18 protein-coding genes and 1 pseudogene are annotated in these 20,816 nt (G+C 61.9%); 11 read left to right on the plus strand and 8 right to left on the minus strand.

The window, feature by feature from the left end:
• Nucleotides 1–232: 232 nt before the first annotated feature.
• The 5 genes from ACSSV4_RS21915 to ACSSV4_RS21935 form a co-directional block, all read right to left on the minus strand.
• Nucleotides 233–3,316, minus strand: a complete 3,084-nt coding sequence (locus ACSSV4_RS21915; RefSeq protein WP_093037087.1) for an efflux RND transporter permease subunit — start codon at nt 3,314–3,316, stop codon at nt 233–235.
• A gap of 32 nt (nt 3,317–3,348) precedes the next feature.
• On the minus strand, nt 3,349–4,497 hold the full coding sequence (locus ACSSV4_RS21920; RefSeq protein WP_197482603.1) for an efflux RND transporter periplasmic adaptor subunit: 1,149 nt from the start codon (nt 4,495–4,497) through the stop codon (nt 3,349–3,351).
• Nucleotides 4,484–5,062 carry a TetR/AcrR family transcriptional regulator gene (locus ACSSV4_RS21925; protein ID WP_454277192.1) on the minus strand — a complete coding sequence of 193 codons (579 nt, stop codon included), beginning with the start codon at nt 5,060–5,062 and terminating at the stop codon, nt 4,484–4,486. The genes ACSSV4_RS21920 and ACSSV4_RS21925 overlap by 14 nt, the downstream gene beginning before the upstream one ends.
• Nucleotides 5,063–5,181: 119 nt before the next feature.
• Nucleotides 5,182–5,826 carry a TetR/AcrR family transcriptional regulator gene (locus ACSSV4_RS21930; RefSeq protein WP_065334267.1) on the minus strand — a complete coding sequence of 215 codons (645 nt, stop codon included), beginning with the start codon at nt 5,824–5,826 and terminating at the stop codon, nt 5,182–5,184.
• Nucleotides 5,827–5,971: 145 nt separating this feature from the next.
• Nucleotides 5,972–6,322, minus strand: coding sequence for a winged helix-turn-helix transcriptional regulator (locus ACSSV4_RS21935; protein ID WP_037275416.1), 351 nt, complete (start codon nt 6,320–6,322; stop codon nt 5,972–5,974).
• 128 nt (nt 6,323–6,450) lie between these two features.
• On the opposite strand from ACSSV4_RS21935, the gene ACSSV4_RS21940 reads away from it, so the two are divergent.
• The 6 genes from ACSSV4_RS21940 to ACSSV4_RS21965 all read left to right on the plus strand — a co-directional run bounded on the left by ACSSV4_RS21940 (nt 6,451) and on the right by ACSSV4_RS21965 (nt 13,728).
• Nucleotides 6,451–7,263, plus strand: a complete 813-nt coding sequence (locus tag ACSSV4_RS21940; RefSeq protein ID WP_008282860.1) for a DODA-type extradiol aromatic ring-opening family dioxygenase — start codon at nt 6,451–6,453, stop codon at nt 7,261–7,263.
• 28 nt (nt 7,264–7,291) lie between these two features.
• Entirely contained in the window at nt 7,292–8,185 is an 894-nt protein-coding gene (locus ACSSV4_RS21945) for an NAD(P)H-binding protein (RefSeq protein ID WP_065334271.1), read from the plus strand.
• A gap of 23 nt (nt 8,186–8,208) precedes the next feature.
• Entirely contained in the window at nt 8,209–8,697 is a 489-nt protein-coding gene (locus tag ACSSV4_RS21950; RefSeq protein ID WP_065334266.1) for a luciferase domain-containing protein, read from the plus strand.
• Between the two features lie 133 nt (nt 8,698–8,830).
• A complete protein-coding gene (locus tag ACSSV4_RS21955) occupies nt 8,831–9,874 on the plus strand; it encodes an HlyD family secretion protein (protein ID WP_065334265.1) in 1,044 nt (347 codons plus the stop codon).
• Nucleotides 9,871–12,612 (plus strand): ribosome-associated ATPase/putative transporter RbbA, encoded by a 2,742-nt coding sequence (gene rbbA / locus ACSSV4_RS21960; RefSeq protein ID WP_065334264.1) that lies wholly within the window; start codon nt 9,871–9,873, stop codon nt 12,610–12,612. The genes ACSSV4_RS21955 and rbbA overlap by 4 nt, the downstream gene beginning before the upstream one ends.
• 3 nt (nt 12,613–12,615) lie before the next feature.
• On the plus strand, nt 12,616–13,728 hold the full coding sequence (locus tag ACSSV4_RS21965) for an ABC transporter permease (RefSeq protein ID WP_008282866.1): 1,113 nt from the start codon (nt 12,616–12,618) through the stop codon (nt 13,726–13,728).
• A 134-nt stretch (nt 13,729–13,862) separates the two neighbouring features.
• Here ACSSV4_RS21965 and ACSSV4_RS21970 read toward each other — a convergent pair whose 3' ends face one another.
• Both ACSSV4_RS21970 and ACSSV4_RS21975 read right to left on the minus strand, forming a co-directional pair.
• A complete protein-coding gene (locus ACSSV4_RS21970; protein ID WP_425439287.1) occupies nt 13,863–14,084 on the minus strand; it encodes a hypothetical protein in 222 nt (73 codons plus the stop codon).
• A gap of 4 nt (nt 14,085–14,088) precedes the next feature.
• Nucleotides 14,089–14,397: a transposase gene (locus ACSSV4_RS21975; protein WP_425439283.1), complete on the minus strand. Its 309-nt coding sequence runs from the start codon at nt 14,395–14,397 to the stop codon at nt 14,089–14,091.
• A 351-nt stretch (nt 14,398–14,748) separates the two neighbouring features.
• On the opposite strand from ACSSV4_RS21975, the gene ACSSV4_RS21980 reads away from it, so the two are divergent.
• The 5 genes from ACSSV4_RS21980 to ACSSV4_RS22000 all read left to right on the plus strand — a co-directional run bounded on the left by ACSSV4_RS21980 (nt 14,749) and on the right by ACSSV4_RS22000 (nt 20,181).
• Entirely contained in the window at nt 14,749–14,961 is a 213-nt protein-coding gene (locus ACSSV4_RS21980; protein WP_093037090.1) for a hypothetical protein, read from the plus strand.
• Nucleotides 14,962–15,292: 331 nt separating this feature from the next.
• Entirely contained in the window at nt 15,293–16,222 is a 930-nt protein-coding gene (locus ACSSV4_RS21985) for an HlyD family secretion protein (RefSeq protein ID WP_454277193.1), read from the plus strand.
• A gap of 10 nt (nt 16,223–16,232) precedes the next feature.
• On the plus strand, nt 16,233–17,987 hold the full coding sequence (locus tag ACSSV4_RS21990) for an ATP-binding cassette domain-containing protein (protein WP_217649895.1): 1,755 nt from the start codon (nt 16,233–16,235) through the stop codon (nt 17,985–17,987).
• Nucleotides 17,984–19,078: an ABC transporter permease gene (locus ACSSV4_RS21995; RefSeq protein WP_093037095.1), complete on the plus strand. Its 1,095-nt coding sequence runs from the start codon at nt 17,984–17,986 to the stop codon at nt 19,076–19,078. The genes ACSSV4_RS21990 and ACSSV4_RS21995 overlap by 4 nt, the downstream gene beginning before the upstream one ends.
• 35 nt (nt 19,079–19,113) lie before the next feature.
• Entirely contained in the window at nt 19,114–20,181 is a 1,068-nt protein-coding gene (locus ACSSV4_RS22000) for an ABC transporter permease (RefSeq protein ID WP_199861132.1), read from the plus strand.
• Between the two features lie 251 nt (nt 20,182–20,432).
• Here ACSSV4_RS22000 and ACSSV4_RS22005 read toward each other — a convergent pair.
• Nucleotides 20,433–20,690 (minus strand): annotated as a pseudogene (locus ACSSV4_RS22005) (integrase core domain-containing protein); the annotation flags it as partial.
• Nucleotides 20,691–20,816: the final 126 nt, after the last annotated feature.

The following is a 20,816-nucleotide window of genomic DNA, read 5'->3' on the forward strand; positions in this document are numbered from 1 at the left end:
GCCCTAAGAAGCCGGATATACATCAGCAATCGCGACTTTCGATCCAGAGCCAAACAGACCGTTGCAATTAGGCGGGGTCCATATACATCCACACATGACCTTCGCGCAAGCAAGAAATGTTGATGGTCTAAAGAAAATATCGCCTGCCTTCGCAACGATTTAGAAGCTGGCGCTACTCTACAAGGGCATTTTGTTCAAGGGGTGATCCTACCTACTTGAAGCATGAACCACTTCAACCAGAGGCTGTTCCGGTTTTCGAGTCGGTGCTTTCTTCTTTTGGTGGACGGATGCGGAAAAGAAGTGCGTAAAGCACCGGCACGGCGACAAGGGTCAGCACCGAGGCAAACGCGAGGCCACCCATGATCGTCACCGCCATAGACGCGAAAAACGCATCCGGCAGCAGCGGTATCATGCCGAAGATCGTCGTGCCGGCGGCGAGCACCACAGGGCGTAGACGGCTGACCGAACCGTCAATCACTGCCTTGTAATCCGCCACACCCTCTGCGCGCTGAACGTCGATCTCTTCGACCAGAACGATCGCGTTCTTCATCAGCATTCCCGAAAGCGACAGGAAGCCGAGCAGAGCCGTGAAGGTGAAAGGCAGGCCGGTGAAGAGCAACCCGAGCACCATGCCCGTCACGGACATCGGCACGACAAGCCAAAGGATGAGCGGCTGGCGCACCTTGTTGAACATCAGGATGGAGATTGTCAGCATGACAAGGAAGCCGAGGGGAAGCTGTTTGCCAAGGCTGGTCTGGGCGTCGGTTGAACTTTCATACTGGCCGCCCCACTCCATGCTGTAGCCATCGGGAAGCGGGAGGGCCTCGATCTCGGCCCGCACGCTTTTGAAGGCCTCATCGGCGGTGAGATCCGCCCGTGCGCCGCCAAGGGCAGTGATGGTACGTTCGCGGTTGCGCCGGTGAATCAGCGCCTCGACGAGGCGCGGCTCGAACCGTTCCACAAGGTTGGCCATGGGAACGTAGGCGCCAGCCCCATCGGACCAGGCCGACAGGTCACGAACGCGGTCAACCCCGTCGCGTTCGTTGGCGGCCAGCCGCAGGTGGATTGGAATGACCTCGTCGCCTTCGCGCAATTCACCGACTCGCAAGCCCGAGGTTCCATAGCGGATGGTATCGGCGATCGCGCCGCGCGTGGTCCCGGCCAGCCGCATGCGCGACTCGTCAATGATCGGCTCGATCAGGATCTCGCGCTGCCGCCAATTGGTGCGTGAATTGGTGATTGTGTCTGCGGCCTCGTATATCCGTGTTGCATCATCGGCGAGTTGGCGCAGAATGACCGGATCGGGACCGGAGAAGCGGACTGCCACATCGGCACCGGAGGGCGGGCCGAAGACGAGTTCTTCGACCCGGACAAGCGCGTTGGGAAATGCGGCGGGCAGATCGCGGTTCAACCGGCTTGCCATGGCCGGGATCGCCTCGGCGTCGGCCACCCGGACGATCAGCTGGCCATAGCTGGCATCCGCCTGCTCCGGGCTGTAGGTCAGCATGAAGCGGCTTGCGCCACGCCCCACCAGGGTCGTCACGTCGGTAACCTTGTCCTCAGACAGGATCAACTGCTCGAGCCGTTTCATTTCACGGTCGGTGACGTTGATGTCGGTCCCTTGCGGCATCTGGAATTCGACATAGAAAAGCGGGGTATTCGACGCGGGAAAGAACGCCTGCTTGACCTGTCCGAAGGCCATCACCGACACAACCGTGATTCCCACGATTATAAGCACAACCAGCACACGCGCGCGCAGCACGATCCAGAGCAACCCGCGATAGATCCCGTAGAACGCGCCCTTGTAAGGATCGTCCGAGGTGTTTTTGGGGGCCTTGAGCAGCAGCTTGCCGAGATAGGGCGTGACCGTAACGGCCAGAATCCAGCTCATCAGCAGCGAGATGGTGATCACCGCGAAGAGCGAGAACAGAAACTCGCCGGTGGCATCCGGCGACAGACCAATCCCGGAAAAGGCCATGATCCCGATCACGGTCGCACCAAGAAGCGGAATCGAGGTCGAGGTTTCGGTTTCGGCGGCGGCGTCTTCGGCGCTTTTGCCGCGCGCCATGCCGATCACCATCCCCTCGGTGATCACGATGGCGTTGTCCACCAGCATCCCCATCGCGATGATCAGGGCACCAAGGCTGATCCGTTCCATTGCGATCCCGAAGACCGACATGAAGAACAGTGTCACGAAAACCGTAAGCCCGAGCGTCGCGCCCACCACGAGGCCCGCGCGCCAGCCCATTGTCAGCATCAGCGCCCCGACAACGATGGCGACCGACATCGCAAGGCTCAGAAGAAAGCTGGAGACGGCCTGATCAACGACGACGTGCTGTTCGTAGATCGGCGTGACTTCGACACCTTCCGGCAACTCAGCCTTCAACGTCTCAAGCCGGGCCGAGACTGCCGCGCCAACTTCGACCACGTTTCGGTTCGTCAGCGCCGACACCCCGAGGGTGAAGGCCGCGGTGCCGTTCTGCCGGATGATCTGACTGGGCTGTTCCGCCTCGTCGCGGGCGACGCGGGCAATATTATGGATCGCGACCTGCCCAACCTCTCCGGCCGCGCCAAGCCGCAACTCCTCGATCCCTTCGGGGGTCACGTAACCTGGCGGCACGGACAGTCCTATCCGGGCCGGCCCCTCGGTGATCTCGCCATTATCGAAGACAAGGTTCTCATCGTTCAGCACGCTCAGAACCTGGTTGGGCGGAAGGCCCAGCTCTGTCAGGCGCGCGGATGGAATCGAGATCGTGATCACCTCTTCGGTGAGGCCCTGAACCTCGACCTTGGCGACACCGTCGACGGTCACCAGCCCCAGCCGCAATCGCGTAGCCAGATCCCGCTCTTCGCGCGGGGTCAGACCTTCGGTTTTCACCGCGTAGAACATGCCGTAAACATCGCCGAAATCATCGTTGACGATGGGCGCGCGTGCGCCTTTCGGAAGGTCACCCTCCACGTCGCGGATGCGCAGGCGCATCTCGTCCCAGACCTGCGGAATCTCATCCGGGCCATATGTGCCCTCGATCTCCACGGTGATTTGCGCCATGCCCGGCATCGACTTGGATTCGACCCGGTCAAGCTGCTTCATCTGCTGCAGCGCGTTTTCGATGACGTCAGAGACCTCTTCCTCGACCTCGACTGCTGTCGCGCCGGGATACGGCACGAAGACTAGCGCGGTCTTGAGCGTGAAACTCGGGTCTTCAAGGCGGCCCACGGTGTTCAGCCCCCAATACCCGCCAAGAAGGCAAAAAAGGATGAGGAGCCAGACCGCCACGGGCCTCTGGATGCTTGCGCCGGAAATGCTGAATGCCATGGATCTGTTCGTGTCCTGTCAAGGGGGCGGGATCAGAGCCCCGCAACCGTCACGGTCTGATTGTCGCGAAGCCGCCACCACCCGCCGGAGACGACCAGTTCATCGCCTTGGAGACCTTCCAGAACCACGATCTCGTTATCGACGGGAAGGCCCAGACGCACGGTCCGGCGCGTGACCTGCCCCGACTCTTCGTCGTAAATCCAGACCGAAGGCTCGGTTCGGCTAGAGGTATCGATCGCCGACACGGGGACCATGGCGGATTGTGCACTGGCTTCGGCCGCCGCATTTGAAAGACGCACCCTGGCCGTCATCCCCGGCAGAAGACGCGAGTCGACATCACCCCGGATGGCAAATTCCACATCGTAGGTCTGCGCCGTGCGGTCGGCATCGGTTGCAAAAGACCGAAGCATGAGCGGAGCCGTGTAGCCGGGCACGGCTGGAAAACTTGCCACGAGATCGAAGGCGTCGGGTGCGCTGCGTGCGACCGCCGCCAATTCTTCCGGCAGAGAGATCATGATCCGCATCTCGCTGACATCCTGAAGACGCGCAACCGGCGCCGCGGAGGTGACGTTGACATATTCCTCGATGAAGGTGCGCGCCACGATTGCATCGAAAGGCGCGATGATCTGCGTCTGTGAGAGGCGCCGCTCGGCCTCGCGCAGCGCAACTTCGGCCTGCGCGTATTCGGCGCTGGCCGTTTCGAAGCGCGCTTCGGCCGCAACCCCCCGTTCGGCAAGGCTTTTCGCGCGCTCGAGCTCGGATTTCGCCAGGTCAAAGGCGGCCCGCGCCCGATCCACCGCAAGTTCGAAATCGACCGGATCGAGTTCCGCGATCAGATCGCCTTCGCTGATCTTGTCGCCCGGATCCACCTCGAGGCGCAGGACCTGTCCAGAAACCTGGAAAGCGATGTCTACGGTGCGGGCTGGCGCGACCCGCCCGGCAACGGTGCGGCCACGCGTGACGGTGCGACTTGTTGCTCGGGTCACTTCTACTGTGACCTTCCGGTCGTGTTCAGCCCCCTCGCTGGTTTCGGCCGCAGGCTTTGTCGCGTCAGTCGTTGTCTGGGCCCGGACATCGGTCCGGAGCGCCGGAAACACCGACAAAACCAGCAGCGCCGCAGCCGCGATCACGGTAACCGATGCGATCCGTTTCCAGCTCTGCTTCATTCTATTCGAGTTCATCGATCAGGGTCCTTAATCTTTCGATGACGCGACCACGGAGATCCGCCCCGCCGTCTGGCAGCTTGAGAAGTTTCTGGAAGCGCACCCCCTGAATCGCCCAAAAAACCACCATGGCACCCTGCGGGTCTTGTGTGTCGGACAGGATACGCCCGATGTCGTCGCTCAATTCTCCCCGCAGCGGATCGAGCAGTTGCGGATCTGACGCCGCTGTCGCGAGGATCGCCATCGACAGGTCATCATCCACCTCTTGCGATTGCAGAACCGTTTCGAGATGACCACGCAGGGTTCGCGCGGGGTGCCGCTCCGGCACGCTCTCCAGCAGCTCCCGGTGTTCGGCCAACATCGCATCGAGCAGCCCCGAGAGCAGGGCCTTCTTTGTCGGGTAATTGTAAAGCACGCCCCCCTTGCTGAGGCCCGCCTCCTTTGCAACCGCGTCGATCGTTATCTTTCCCGCACCTGCACGCGCGGCGATCACGCGCGCAGCAGACAGTATCCTGCGAGACGCGCTTCTGGTTTCTGCTGGGGTCATGTGTTCACTCAAAACTGTACCGTCCGGTCGGTGCATCTGCGTGGGTAGCTAGTGTCCGGCACCATCCGGGTCAAGTGTTCAACCGGATCCGTCACCTTGAGGCGCGGCATGGCACCTGTCGAAGCACCAGAAGGCAAGCTGTTGGGCCTCCCACGCTATAAGTCATTGCGTCGGCCATATACCCCCAGAAAAGCGTCAACCGCCCTCTTTGAATGCTCAGATGCATCGACGGGCTGGTCGACGGCCAGCAATCGCGGCATGATGACGCCGGAGATGGACAGGTGAATGAACTGACTGGCGGCGTTTTGAACGTTTTCAACGTTCAGTGATTTCGTTTCGTGCAAGTCTTTGAGTATTTGCGCGACGTGTGTGATGGCGCGCGTCGGGCCTGCATCCATGTATATTTCGCCTGCCTCCGGCAGAACCGGAACCGCGCCGATGCAAACGCGAAGGAGACGAATGTAACCCTCATCCATGACCAGCCCGATCATGCGCCGCGAGAGTTCTTCAAGGGCACCTCGTGCATCGCCCAAGCTTGAAAGCGGACGACAGATTTCTTCTGAAAGTTTGTCGCATTCAGCTTGTAAAACGCTTAAGAAAAGCCTGTCTTTGCTTGGGAAATGCGCATAAAGGGTCGCCTTCGAAACCTTGGCTTGTTCGGCAATGGCATCGACACTGGCGCCTTCGAAGCCGCACTTCAAGAAGACCTCCCTCGCCCCTCTAAGCACATCGGCAACTTTACTTTCTCTCATGGCGATCACCTGGTTCCAAAACGTGATAACGAACGCACAGTGCAACATGACTGGCCGCGCTCAAAGGCGTCCAACAGGTCCATCAACTGTCATTCGCAAAAGCCGAGCGGCGCTGCGTAGCTCACAAACACAACCGTCATGAATCGGCACCGCCCAAAGCTGGTAAACGCACGCGTTTTTCGGGCTGGCGCAGTCAAACAGCGCCCAAGTCATCGTCCTGAAACACCCCCTCAGCTTTCCAGCGTTCCGCGATAGTTCCCAGTGCGTCCAGAACGCTTCGCAGGTCGTTCCCGCGTGGCGTCAAGCCATAGGTGACCGCAGGCGGGATCGTCTCGGCCTGTTCGCGCCAGATGACCCCGGCACCTTGCAGCATCCGCAGACGCTCGGTCAGCATTCGGGTCGATATCCCCGGCACAGAGCGCTTCAGCACCCCGAACCTTTGCGGCCCCTGATCGTTCAGGACCCAGATGATGTAGGTGGTCCACGGCCCCATGAGCAGCCGCAGGATCGCATCCATCGGGCACTGTGGCGGCGTTTTGGACATCGCTGTGCGCTTCCTTCCCAGATGGTTACTTTATCGTCCCTACTTTAATTTTTTCCATAACTCAACTATTACACCTCCTGATACAGGCACTCGAGGGTTACCTTGGGAACCGGGAGGGACAATCGGACATGGCCCGCCAGCCCACGCTCTTCATTCCCCACGGGGGCGGCCCCTGCTTCTTCATGGACTGGACTCCGCCCGATGAATGGGACCGACACCGGCAGTTTCTGGAGAATCTTCCGGGCACACTGCCTGAGCGCCCCAGGGCGCTTCTGGTGATCTCGGGTCACTGGGAGGAACCCGCGTTTACCGTGCAGACAAGTCCCACCCCGCCGCTTCTGTTCGACTATGGCGGTTTTCCGCCGCATACCTACGAGTTGACCTGGCCCGCCCCCGGCGATCCGGCGCTGGCCGATCGCGTGCATGACCTGATCCGCGCCGCCGGTCTTGCCGCCGCGAAGGATGCCGCACGGGGTTTTGACCACGGCGTCTTTGTGCCACTCAAGGTCGCCTTTCCAGAGGCTGACATTCCCTGCGTCCAGCTGTCGGTTGCCAGCGATCTGGACCCCGCGCGCCACATTGCGCTCGGTCAGGCCCTGGCCCCCCTGCGCGATGATGGCGTGCTGATCCTCGGCAGCGGCAACACCTATCACAACATGGGCGTGCTGATGCAAAGCCTGCGTGGCGGGCCGCGCGGCCCCGTCGTTGGCGGCGCGTTCGACGCCTGGCTGACCGAGGTGATGACCTGTCCCGATCCCGAGGAACGCAACCGCAGGCTCGTGCACTGGTCAGACGCACCGGGCGGTCGCGATGCCCATCCGCGCGAAGAGCATCTGATCCCACTGCATATCGTGGTGGGCGCGGCGGGCAACGATATCGGTCGCAAGACGCTGGAGGATCACGTTCTTGGCGCTGTCGAAAGCGCCTTCCGCTTCGGTTGAACAGAAAACGCAAAAGGAGAACCACAAGATGTCCGATAGCATCCAAGGCCCCTTCATCGTCACCGGCGCCTCCGGTCAGCTTGGCCGTCAGGTCGTCGAGAACCTGCTTGCGAAGGGCGCGAATCCCGTTGTCGCCATCACCCGCACGCCCGACAAGCTCGCCGATTTGCGCGCGCGCGGGGTTGAGGTCAGGGCGGGCGATTTCAATGATCCGGCCACGCTTGGCGCGGCCTTTGCCGGTGGCGGGCGGCTGCTGATCATCTCGACGGACGACCTTGAGCCGGGCAAGCGGCTTGCCGCGCATCGCAATGCAATCGCCGCCGCGCAGGAGGCCGGTGTAACGCATATCGTCTATACGTCGCTCACCAATCCAGATGAAAGCAGCCCGATCACCTTTGCCGCCGATCACCGCGAGAGCGAGGCGCTGATCAAGCAGACCGGCCTCCCGCACACGATCCTGCGCAACTGTCTTTACGCCGATCTCTTGCTGATGAGCGGGGCGCAGGCGATTGGCGCGGGGGCGCTTTACGCGGCGGCGGGTGACGGCAAGGCGGGCTATGTCACGCGCGCCGATTGCGCCCGCGCCGCCGCAGCGGCCCTGTTGTCCGAGATCGGATCGACCCTGCGCGACATCACCGGACCCGAGGCCGTCGGCCATGCCGAGATCGCCGCGATACTGTCCCAAGTTGCCGGCAAGGAGATCCCCTACGTCCCGATCACGCGCGACGCCTTGGTTGAGGCGATGAAGGAACACGGCCTGCCGGAGTTCATGGCGAATGTCTTCTCCTCCTTCGATGTCGCCGTTGCCAAGGGGAATCTCGACGTGGCCTCGGATGACGTGAAAAAGCTGACCGGGCAAAAGCCACAATCGGTCCGCGATTTCCTGCTGGCCAACACGCCCGCACTGAGCGGGCAGGCGTAAACGACACCCAAGGAGGCCCCGTCATGCTGAATATCCCGCCGCGCGAGGGGCCAAGGCCCGTCACCACGCCTTGTGCCCCGCATACCCAGATCAGTCAGAACCCAGATGCCGCGACAGCTCAGGCATTCAGGGACAGGGCCTTCGATTTCCCCTTTGTCATCCGCCAGCCCTCGATGATCTCGGTGCCGGGGGCCGAGGCACTTTGCCTCGAACACGGGCGCGGCTGCGGCTGCCGCGAGGCGTTCATGATCGGCACCGAGTTCGCCCATGTCCATCCGCCGCAGGACGGTAGCCTGCACATGATGCTGCCAGAGGATGCGGTGCCGAAGATCGTCGATCTTGGCTGGGCAGAGCCACATCCGATGGCTGCGGCGGGCATGATCCCGCCCACGGCTGTCATGGTCTATGCGCCCAGAAATGAGCCCGAAATCGATTCAGTTCTGGGCCTGCTGGGCCTTTCCTATGACTTTGCCCGGGGTCGGCTCGGACGGGTGGACAACATCGTTCTGTAACGGATGCGCCGTTCAATCCGGTTGTGAAACCGCATGCGGATGATTTAGGGTTCAGGCGCGTCGCAAGAATAAAAAACACGCCCGAATCATCACAACAAGCGAGTATCCAGTGGCAAAAAACAGACCCGTTATCATGGCCGCGATCGTCATCGCTGTCGCCGTATCCGGCTTTTTGATCTGGCAAAGCACCCTATCCGATACGGACGCGGAAGGATTCGCGCGCGGCAACGGGCGGATCGAAGCGGTCGAAATCGACGTTGCGGCCAAGCTGCCCGGGCGAATTGACACGGTGCTTGTGAACGAAGGAGGGCTCGTGACGGCAGGTGCGCCTCTGGCCACGCTCGACACGCGGCAATTGCAGGCCAATCGCAACCAGATGGTGGCGGAACTGCGCCGCGCTGAAATCGCCGTGGAAAACGCCACGCTGCTTGTCGAACAGCGCGCGGCCGAAGTACGCGCGGCCGAGGCCCTTCTGGAACAGCGCCGCGCGGAGGAGGATGTCGCGCGGCGCCAGTATGAGCGCTCCGAGTCTCTGACGCAGAACAGCATCACATCCGAACGGCAATTCGAGATCGACCGGGCCAACGCCTTTGGCGCCGCGGCGGCGGTTGCCTCTGCACAGGCGTCGCTTGCGGCGGCGCGGGCGGGGGTCGCATCGGCGAAAGCCTCGGTGATTGGGGCCGAGGCGGCGGTGACCGCGGCCCAGGCGACGATCGAGGCGATCGACGTGCAGATCGAGGATAGCACATTGAAAGCGCCGCGTGCCGGGCGGGTGCAATATATCGTCGCGCGCGCGGGCGAAATCGTGGGGGCCGGCGGTCGCGTTGTCAACATGCTGGACCTCAACGACGTTTACATGACGTTTTTCCTTTCGACGGCGGATGCGGGGCGTATCGGGCTGGGAACCGAGGTGCGCTTGCTGCTGGATGCGGCACCCGGCATCGTCATCCCCGCCAGCGTTTCCTTCGTGTCGGACGTGGCGCAGTTCACGCCCAAGACGGTCGAGACGGAAATCGAGCGCGAGAAGCTGATGTTCAGGGTGCGGGCCAGGATCGCGCCGGAGCTGCTGGCGCGGTATCTCGATCAGATCAAGACCGGGCTTCCCGGCGTCGCCTGGGTGCGGCTTGACCCGACCGCGCCCTGGCCGGCGGCGGCGCAGGGCAAGGTGCTGGAATGACCGATTCCATGCCTGCGGTGCGTGCCGAGGGGCTCTCGCTCCGCTATGGCAAGACCCGGGCCGTGGACGATGTTTCGATCGACCTGCCGTCAGGCCGTTCCGTCGGCGTCATCGGGCCGGACGGCGTGGGAAAGTCGAGCCTTCTGGCGCTGATCGTCGGGGCGCGGCGGATGCAGAAAGGGCGGCTCGAGGTGCTGGGGGGCGACATGGCCCGCGCCGGGCATCGCGCGCGCATCGCCCCGCGCATCGCCTATATGCCGCAGGGGCTGGGGCGGAACCTTTACCCGACGCTTTCGGTCCGCGAAAATGTCGATTTTTTCGGGCGCCTTTTTGGCGAGGGCGCGCAGGAACGCGCGCAGCGGATCGACGAACTGCTCAAGGCGACCGGTCTCGCCCCGTTTGCCGACCGCGCGGCGGCCAAGCTTTCGGGCGGGATGAAGCAGAAGCTGGGCCTGTGCTGCGCGCTGATCCACGACCCCGACCTTCTGGTTCTTGATGAGCCGACCACCGGCGTCGATCCGCTGTCGCGGCGCGAATTCTGGGCCCTGATCGACCGAATCCGCGCTGATCGCCCACATATGAGCCTGCTGGTGTCGAGCGCCTATATGGAAGAGGCCGCGCGCTTCGATCACCTGGTGGCGATGGACGCGGGCAAGGTTCTGGCGACCGGCAGCACGGCCGAAATCCTGGAACGCACCGGTGCCGCTGATCTGGATGCGGCCTTCATCGCACTTCTGCCCGAGGAAAACCGCAGCCGCCACAAAGACCTGAGCATCCCGCCGCGCGATCCGGCGTCCGACGGGGAAAACGTCATCGAGGCCGAGAACCTTACCGTGCGGTTTGGCGATTTCACAGCTGTGGACCAGGTGAGCTTTCGCATCAAGCGGGGCGAGATCTTCGGCTTTCTGGGCTCCAACGGGTGCGGCAAGACCACCACCATGAAGGCGCTGACCGGGCTGCTGGATCCGAGTGACGGCACCACGAAGATTTACGGTCGCAAGGTCGATGCCCATGACATGGCCACCCGCAAGCGCATCGGCTACATGACGCAATCCTTCTCGCTTTATTCCGAGCTGACGGTGCGGCAGAACCTTGATCTGCACGGGCAGCTTTTCGACATGACATCCGCAGAGATCGTGCCGCGGATCGCGGAACTCGCTGAGCGGTTCGATCTTGAAGACGTGCTCGACAGCCTGCCGATGCGCCTGCCGCTGGGTATTCGTCAGCGCCTGTCGCTGGCGGTCGCGCTGATCCATCGCCCCGAAATCCTGATCCTAGACGAGCCGACATCGGGGGTGGACCCTGTGGCGCGCGATATCTTCTGGCAATCGCTGATAGATCTGTCCCGAAACGATGGCGTGACGATCTTCATCTCCACCCATTACATGGCCGAGGCCACGCGCTGCGACAGGATTTCGCTGATGCACCAGGGCCGCGTGCTTGTAAGCGACACGCCCGAAGCGATCCGCGAGGAGGTCGGCGCAGAGACGCTGGACGATGCCTTTGTCCACCATCTGCAACGCGCGCAGGATCAGGATACCCCGCCTGCGCCCGAGATGAAAGAAGAGCTTTCCGCCGGGCCCGCCACCTCCGCCCGGCGGCGGCGCGGGGGGTTCAGCCTGGCGCGGCTGCTGAGCTTTTCATGGCGCGAGTCGCTGGAGTTGCGCCGCGATCCGATCCGCCTGACGCTTGCCAGCCTCGGCAGCGTGATCCTGATGATCGTGCTGGGCTATGGCGTGTCCATGGATGTCGAAAACCTCAAATTCGCGGCACTCGATTTCGATCGGAGCATCCTTAGCCAATCCTATGTCAACGACCTGGCCGGGTCGCGTTACTTTGACGAGGAACCGCCGCTTGTCGATCATGCCGATCTTGACTACCGGATGCGGGCGGGTGAAATCAGTCTGGCTCTGGAAATTCCGCCGGGGTTCGCCGCGGATCTTGAACGCGGCCGCCCCGTCGCCATTGGCGCGTGGTTCGACGGGGCCATGCCGATGCGCGCCGATACGGTGCGCGGGTATATCCAGGGGATGCACGCCCACTGGCTGACCGAGCAGATGCGTCAGGTCTTTGGCGATCAAGCGGTGGCGGGTAACTTCACGCTTGAGGTGCGCTACCGCTACAACCCCGATGTCGAGAGCCTGGCGGCCATGGTGCCCGCGATGATCCCGCTGTTGCTGATGCTGATTCCGGCCACGCTGGCCGTCCTGTCCGTGGCCCGCGAAAAGGAAACGGGTTCGATCGTCAATCTTTATGTCACCCCGGCGCGACGGCTGGAATTCCTGCTGGGCAAACAGGTGCCCTATGTCGTTCTGGGTTTCATGAATTACCTTTTGCTGTTGGCGCTGGCGGTGGTGGTCTTCGGGGTGCCGGTCAAGGGCAGCCTGCTCGCGCTTTCGCTCGGGGCGCTGATCTATGTCGTGCTGGCCACCGGGCTGGGCCTGCTGATTTCCGCCTTCACCCAAAGCCAGGTCACGGCGCTGTTCTTCACCTTCATGGCGACGCTTATCCCGGCGATGCAATATGGTGGCATCATCGATCCGGTTGCGTCAATGGACGGCATGGGTCGGGTGATCGGTGAAATCTATCCCACCAGCCATTTCGTCACCATCTCGCGCGGGACCTTTTCCAAGGCACTGGGGTTCGATGATCTGGGCGGGTCTTTCCTGCCGATGCTGGCGCTTGTGCCCGTGGTGGTGCTGCTGGGTGCCATCTTCGTGCGCAAACAGGAGAAATAACCGATGCGGCTCAGGCATGTTCTGCAACTGTCGTTGAAGGAAATTCGCGGGCTGTTGCGCGATCCGCTTCTGATGGTGCTGGTCGCCTATGCCTTCACGCTCGACGTCTATGTCAGCGCGACCGCCATCCCCGAATCGCTCAACAGCGCCACGATCGGGATCGTGGACGAAGACGCCTCGCCGCTGTCGCGGCGGGTGGCCGATGCGTTCCTGCCGCCGTATTTCATGCCGCCCGCCCAGATCGACATCGCGCAAATGGATGCGCGGATGGATGCCGGGATCGACACCTTTTCGCTGGTGATCCCGCCCGAGTTCCAGCGCGACCTGCTGGCCGGGAACCGGCCCGAATTACAGCTCAATGTCGATGCGACACGGGTCAGCCAGGCCTTTACCGGGGCGGGTAGTATCAGCGCCATTGTCAATCAGGAGATTGCCGGATGGCTGGCACGCGATGCCGCCCCGGTCGGGATGCCGGTTGATCTGGCCGTTCGGGCCCGTTTCAACCCCTCGCTCGACCCGGCCTGGTTCGGGGCGGTGACCTCGGTCATCAGTACGGTGACCATGCTGTCCATCATCCTTTCGGGTGCCGCCCTGATCCGTGAGCGCGACCACGGCACGTTGGAACATCTGCTGGTCATGCCCGTGACCGCCGCCGAGATCATGACGAGCAAGGTGCTCAGCATGGGCAGCGTGGTGCTGGTGGCGACGGCGCTTTCGCTCACTCTGGTGGTTCAGGCGGGGATGGGTATCCCGATCGGGGGATCGGTTGCGCTCTATCTTGTGGGCGCGGCGTTGCACCTTTTTGCAACGACCTCGATGGGCATCCTGCTGGCCACCATCGCAGGCTCTATGCCGCAGTTTGCCATGCTGCTTTTGCTGGTGCTGTTGCCGCTCGATATCCTGTCGGGCGGCGTCACCCCGCGCGAGTCGATGCCCCAAGCCGTGCAATACATCATGCTCGCGGCCCCCAACACGCATTTTATCGCGCTGGCACAAGGGGTCTTGTTCCGCGGGGCCGGGCTGTCCGTGGTCTGGCCGCAACTTGTGGCGCTGATGCTGATCGGGTCGGTGATGTTCGCCTTCGCCCTGCACCGGTTCCGCGCCTTTCTGCGCTGACTGCGGGGGCGGCGTAACCGCTTTTCGGCTATACTTGTTCAGCCTTGGTGGAAAGCTCAGACTCCTTGACGACCTTTTGCGACTCTGTTGCACAAATCGGCTGATGGCCGAGGGGCCCCTTTCCCTGGGCAGACTCATCCTGCGGCCTCTGTGATGGGTATGCCGAGCGCGGAGAAGCCGTTCAGCATGGCGACGCGGACCTGGAACTCAGCGACTTGACGGTCAAAACCCCTCGCGCTCAAGCGTTGGCCGAGCTGCTTCACGCAATGCATCTTTGTTTCGACGCGGCTTCGGCGGTGATAGCCGCTCCATCGTCGCCAGATGGTCCTTCCGCCGCGCTTCGATCTCCGCAGGATTTCGTTACGGTCGACTGCGCCGACGGTGTCGGGTTTCTAGGATTTGACGTTCTTGCGGGGCGGGAGTGAGGGCACGAACGCCACTGGTTCGAGACGTCAGGGTTTTCTGGCGACGTGACAGCGTGCTGAAATCGGGCACCGCCCAGTCAAGGCCGATCAGGCGCAGAAGGCTCTCGACAAACCCGGTCGTCTGCCTGAGCGCCATGCCGAACAGAACTTTCATCGTCAGGTAGGTCTGGATCGGGTTCGTCGGGAAGCAGTCCCCCGGACTGTTTCCGACCCTCCTCACCGCTGTAGTCGGGCGGGCGACCACGCTTACCGTTGGGCGCGGCTTCCCAGGTCATGGCGGGATCGAACCAGATCGATAGCGAGCCACGGCGCTTGAGCGCTTCGTTATAGGCCGTCCAGTTCCTGGTCTTGTAGGCGGGGGGATGGGTCTGCTCATGCAGTCCAGCTACCACACTGGATTCACAAGATGAATCCCTCACGGAATTTGTGCAACAGAGCCGGTCGCGGGTCTCTCACGTATGACGGAATACGAACTGGATCGTATCGCAATCGGCAGGGGCGCTTCCAGCGTCGCCGGAAGCACCGCGCCGGAACAGCTGGCACCCGACATGCAGTGACCTGACGGACTGCTTGCAGGAGCCGCTGACCTATCCACATGCCGGTCAAGCGACGCGCCTACAATAGGTCGGATGACACCGACGCCTCGTCGTTGTGGATCTGGCCCAACGTCGCCGAAACCACCATGGCCACAACGATGAGAAAGTGCAGCACCGGCGATCTTGCCGACAGCACTTTCTTCAAGGACAAGGTGATGCGTCGTCCCGTCATGGCCGACCCGGAATCTCCCCTCGCCCCTATGTTATCATAAGGCTTTCGATTGCGCAGGTATTAATCTGGATCAATGTTCGCGCGTTACATTCGCCCCGGCGTCATGTGCGCCTGCACCTCACGGCCCCGCGAATACCCGGACCATCAGCAGCCCGGCAGCAAGCGCCAGGACGGAAAGCCCGGCCATGGCCCAGATTGGTGGCGCATGGGAAGTCGTGCCTCTTCGCTTCCTGGAGACATCGCGCCGGGAACCGTGAGTGAGTTCGACACGGAATACGATCACGCATAGTAACAATTCCCTGGCGCTGATATAAACAAGGAGAACGAAGGAGGACGCCCGCGTGAGAAATACATGGCTCTTGAGCGCGCTGTTGCTGGCCATCATTGCTGGCGGCTCTTATGGCTTGTTCCTCTATTTGCGGCCAGCGCCGCTTCCTGAACAGTTGCTTTACGGCAACGGCCACATCGAAGGTACGGAAGTGCGGGTGGCCGTCGAGGTCGCGGGCCGTGTCGTCGAGAGTGGGATTGACGAAGGTGTAACCGTCACCAAAGGCGACCTCCTGCTTCGACTCGATGACGCCGATTTCATCCTGCGCAAAGAGCAAGCCGAGGCCGGGGTCGAGGCGCGACGGCGGGAGCGCGAACAGGCGGAGCGCGAGCTGCAGGTCTGGCGCCATCACTATGAGATTGCCGAGCGTGAGCTCTCCCGCTACCGGGAACTTGGCAGGCGGGGTACCGTGACGCCACAGCGGGTCGAGCAGGCGGAAAACGCGTTCCGGAATGCCCAGGGCCGGGTTGGCGCTTTGGAAGCGGAGATCGGCGCCACCGAAGGCCGGATCGAAGCCGCGCGCAAGGAGCTTGCCGTTGTGGCGAACCAACTGAAAAAGACGCGCGTTTTCACACCGGTCTCCGGGACCGTTCTGGCGAAGACGATAGAGGTGGGAGAGTTCGCCCAGCAAGGTCGAACGGTGGCTATCCTGGCCGACCTTTCTCGCATCGAACTCAAGGTTTTCATTCCCGAGAAGGACATCGGCAAGGTCAAGCTCGACGCCTCCGCGCGCGTTCGGGTGGACGCCTTTCCCGACCGTCTGTTCGAAGGGCGGGTTGCGCGGGTCGATCAGCAGGCGCAGTTCACGCCCCGCGATATCCACATGCCGGAGGAGCGGACGCGCATGGTTTTCGGCCTGACGCTCGTTCTTGGCAATCCTGATGGTGTGCTCAAGCCCGGCATGCCTGCTGATGCCTGGATACTTTGGGATTCCGGCACGCGATGGCCACCGCAACTCTTCGTTCCGCAGTGAGGCGGGGGCGATGAGCGGCGCGGGCGACAACATGATTGAAACCGAGGGACTGGGCCGGCGGTTCGGCCACGCTCGGGCCATCAGTGCAATCGATCTGCGAATTGCGCGGGGCGAGATCTTTGGTCTCGTCGGGCCTGATGGGGCGGGCAAGACGACACTCCTTCAACTCTTGGCCGCCATTCTCGATCCGAGTGAGGGCAACTGCCGGGTCCTCGGCTTCGACACAGTACGGCAAGCCTCCGAAGTCACGTCCCGGATTGGCTACATGGCGCAAGGCTTCACGCTCTATGATCACCTGACCGTCGCGGAGAACCTGGCCTTCGCCGGCAAGGTGCGCGCCGTGCCTCGGGCTGTGTACGCCGCAAGGAGCGAGCGCCTCCTCGCGATGGCCGCGCTCACCCCCTTTCTTCATCGCCGGGAGGGCACACTGTCGGGCGGCATGCGCAAGAAGCTCGCCCTCTGCACCAACCTGATTCATCAGCCGCCCCTGCTTCTCCTCGACGAGCCCGGCCTTGGGGTGGACCCGCTCTCGCGCCGCGAACTCTGGCGGATGCTGGAAGACTTCCGGCACGAGGGTGCGACGATTGTCTTTGCAACATCCTACATGGACGAGGCGGAAATGTGCGATCACGTCGCTTTCCTCGACCACGGTTCGATAACCGCGCAAGGGACGCCCGACGCGCTGCGTGCTCGCGCGCAGGGAGCTGTCTTTCAGGTGGAAACGGACAATCCGGTCGCGGTCGAGGATGTCTTGAGTGAGGCTCCGGAGATGCTGGGAAGCCAGTGGCGGCCGACGGACCTCCGCTTTGTTGTGGAGTCGGCCAAGGGTCTTTCGAACGAGTTACGCAAACAGCTCGAACAGCTCGGACGGGTGGAACCGGCCACGCCTTCGATGGAGGATGTCTTCGTTGTCCTGCGCAAGGGCGAGCGTACCGAGGTTCCGACAGGCATTGCAGAAGTCGCCCGGCTTGCCGCTTCGAAGGGTCATCGCGAACCGGCCCAGAGTGTGGAAACGCGCCGGCTGACCCGCCGCTTTGGTGATTTTGTCGCTGTAGACGATGTCACCTTCGAGGTGAACCCCGGAGAAATCTTCGGCCTGCTCGGCCCGAACGGCGCCGGCAAGACCACACTCATCCGCATGCTCTGCGGCCTTTTGCCGCCTTCGAGCGGGACCGCGCGCGTCGTGGGTATCGACATTGCTTCGCAACCGCGCCGTTTGCGCCAGCGTATCGGCTACATGTCCCAGCGTTTCTCGCTTTACCACGATCTCACCGTGCATGAGAATCTTGCATTCTTCGCCAGCGCCTACGGGATAAAGCGCCGCCCGGCCCGAGAGGCCATAGCCTGGGCAAGCGCCGTCACCGGGCTCCATGGCCTCGCGGACGAAAGTGTCTCCGGCCTTTCCGGCCCCGTGCGCCAGCGGCTTGCACTCGCCTGCGGCATCCTGCACCGTCCGGCCGTCCTGTTCCTTGACGAGCCGACCTCCGGGGTCGATCCCCAGGCGCGTTCCCGCTTCTGGCGTCTCGTCAACACGCTGGCTGCGGCCGGCACAGCTGTGCTCGTTACGACGCATTATCTGGAGGAGGCCGCCTACTGCCACCGCCTCGGGCTCATGTACGAGGGCCGCCTGATCGCGGCGGGCGACCTCGCGGCCTTGCGCGCCGGCCTGCCGCAAGATGGTCTGGAAACGATCGAGGACGTGTTTCTTGCCTATATCGAGCGGGAGCGCACGCAGGCAGTTCGGCCAATCGAGGAAGCAGGATGAAATTCAGCCGTATAGCCGCTATTGTTGAAAAGGAAACGACCGAGATAGTTCGCGATCCCATCACGGTCGTGATCGCCCTTCTCATGCCGTTACTGATGCTCTTCCTGTTTGGTTATGCGATCTCGCTCGACGTGGACAACGTTCCCATGGGGGTTTTCGACCAGGACCGGTCCCCGGACAGCCGGGCACTGGTCGATCGTTTCATTCAGAGCGGCTACTTCCAGCTCGCACAGGATTTCACTGATGATCGGGATGTCGAGAAGGGGCTGCAGCGTGGCACAGTCAAACTCGCGCTCGTTATCCCGCCGAAGTTCCAGAACACCCTCGCCCGCGATGGAACGGCACCTGTCCAGGTGCTCGTGGACGGCACTTATTCCGCCACTGCCAACCTCGTCGCAGCCTACGCAGCAGCCATCGTCTCGGATTTTCATAGTGAGGCGTCCCCGAGCGTCCACGTTGAGGCCCGCGTCTGGTATAACCCGGCGTTGCGCAGCGTAACTTTCGTGATTCCAGGCTTGTTCGGCGTGATCTTGATGGCGTTTCCACCTCTTCTGACGGCGCTTGCCATCACCCGTGAAAAGGAAAGCGGTTCGATTCAGCAGATCTTCGCATCACCACTTACGCCGGCTGAGTATCTGACCGGCAAGCTCGTGCCCTATGGCCTTATTGCCTTTGTTCAGATCGTCATGGTTATCGCCGTGGGCTTCCTGTGGTTCGATGTTCCGCTGCGTGGCAGCATCGGCCTCCTGCTTCTGGTGGGACTCGTCTATGTCTTTTGCACCGTCGGCATTGGGCTCCTGGTTTCCACGGTCACCAATAGCCAACTCGTCGCCATGTTACTGGCGCTTATCGTGACGCTGATGCCGTCGTTTCTGTTCTCGGGATTCCTGTTCCCAATATTCACCATGCCATATGTCCTCCAGCTCTATACGCGCCTGTTCCCGGTGCAATATTTCGTGGACTTCTCGCGGGGCGTCGTGCTCAAGGGCGCTGGGTTGCCGGAACTCTGGCCCTCGGTCCTGCTTCTCTTCGCCTATACGGCGATCATCTTCGCGCTCGCAGTGTGGCGGTTTCGAAAGAAGGTGGTGTGATGGGCACGCGGCTTGCGGGCCTCCTTGTAAAGGAGATGATTCAGTTGCTGCGCGACCGCGTGATGCTGGTCTTGATCCTCTGGCTTTACACGATCGAGGTGGTCATCTGCGCCTACGCCCTGTCCTTCGAAGTCAATGACATGCCGCTCGCCGTCGTCGACCTCGATCAGACATCAGCGAGTCGCGCCCTGGTCGAAAGCTTTATGGTAACAGACGCGTTCGCGCCCGCCGGGTATCCCGCCAGCGCGCCTGCGGCGACAGATTGGCTTCAGACGGGCCGGGCCCGTGTTGCGCTCGTCATCCCGGAACGCTTCCAGCATGATCTGGCGCGGGGCGACGCGCCTACCTTGCAGGTAATCCTTGACGGGACCAATTCTAACATGGCGGCACAGGCCCGCGGTTATGCGCTTGAGATCGTCAACCGTTTCCGGGCGGCTCCGACAATCGCAGCGGTGTCCGGAGGGGGTGTCCAGCCGGTCGTCCGGGTCTGGTACAACCCTGACCAGACCTACACCTCATTCGTGGTGCTCTCCATGATTGCGCTTGCCGCCATGATGGTGGGGGTGATCCATCCAGCGGCCTCCATCGTCCGCGAAAAAGAAACCGGCACTATCGAGCAGCTCCAGGTGACGCCGATCGGCACGGCGGAGCTCTTCGTCGCCAAGACCTTCCCGACACTCGTTATCGGGCTCCTCTCGATATTCCCGAGCCTCTTGATCGTCTGGTGGTTCGGCGTGCCCATGCGGGGCAGCATCCTTCTCTTCCTTGCGCTCACTGCCGTATTCCTTGTGAGCGCGATTTCGCTGGGCGTGCTGATCGCAAGCGTGAGCCGAACATTGCAGCAGGCCCTTTTGCTAAGCTTTTTCAGCTTGTTCCCGTTGATGTTCCTCTCCGGGACACTTGCACCCGTTGAAAGCATGCCCGCGCTGTTGCAGACTCTCTCTCTCGGGAGCCCGCTGCGCCATTACATGGACGTGATCCTCGGCGTGTTCCTGAAAGGGATAGGCCTGTCCGAGCTTTGGCCGCAGGCGCTCGCGCTCCTGGCGATCGGCGCGCCTCTTTTCGCCATAGCGATGCTCATCTTTCGGCGCGGCAAGCCATAGTGGTCTGGCGATCGGACGCGTATCTTTCGACCGCTGGGTCGTCTTCGTCTGGCCCTTGCTGCTGATCCTCGTCGTTTTCATCTCGGCCGGGATCAGTCTGGCCACCATTCTTTGATTGAAAAAAGGAGGCATCCCGGATGTCTGAACCGAAATTGGGTGTCCATTGCGTATTCCGGGATCATCCGGCCGCCGATTCCGGGACATCCGGCCACCCTGTGATGTGATGCTGCGAGGCAATCTGAAACCGGCTATCCGATGGGGCCGAGCAGGCGGCGGTTGTTATACCAATCCACCCATTTGAGGGTTTCCCACTCGACCTCGCGCATCGATTTCCATGGGCCGATCTGGCTGATGACCTCGGTCTTGAACAGCTCGATGACACATTCTGCAAGCGCATTGTCATAGGAATCGCCCACAGTTCCGACCGATGGATCGATACCCACTTCGATGAGCCGCTCGGTGTATTTGATCGACAGATATTGAGATCCGCGATCTGAGTGGTGGATCAACGCCTTGTTATCAGGCGTTTTTCTTGGCGGTTGTCGCGTAGCCCTTAATTGTGAGATGAGAAATTCAATGAATTCAACGACTGTGTTTTGCCCTTAAATATGAGATTTTGCCTTTAATTCCGATAT

The sequence above is a fragment of the Roseovarius sp. MBR-154 genome, from assembly GCF_053628595.1.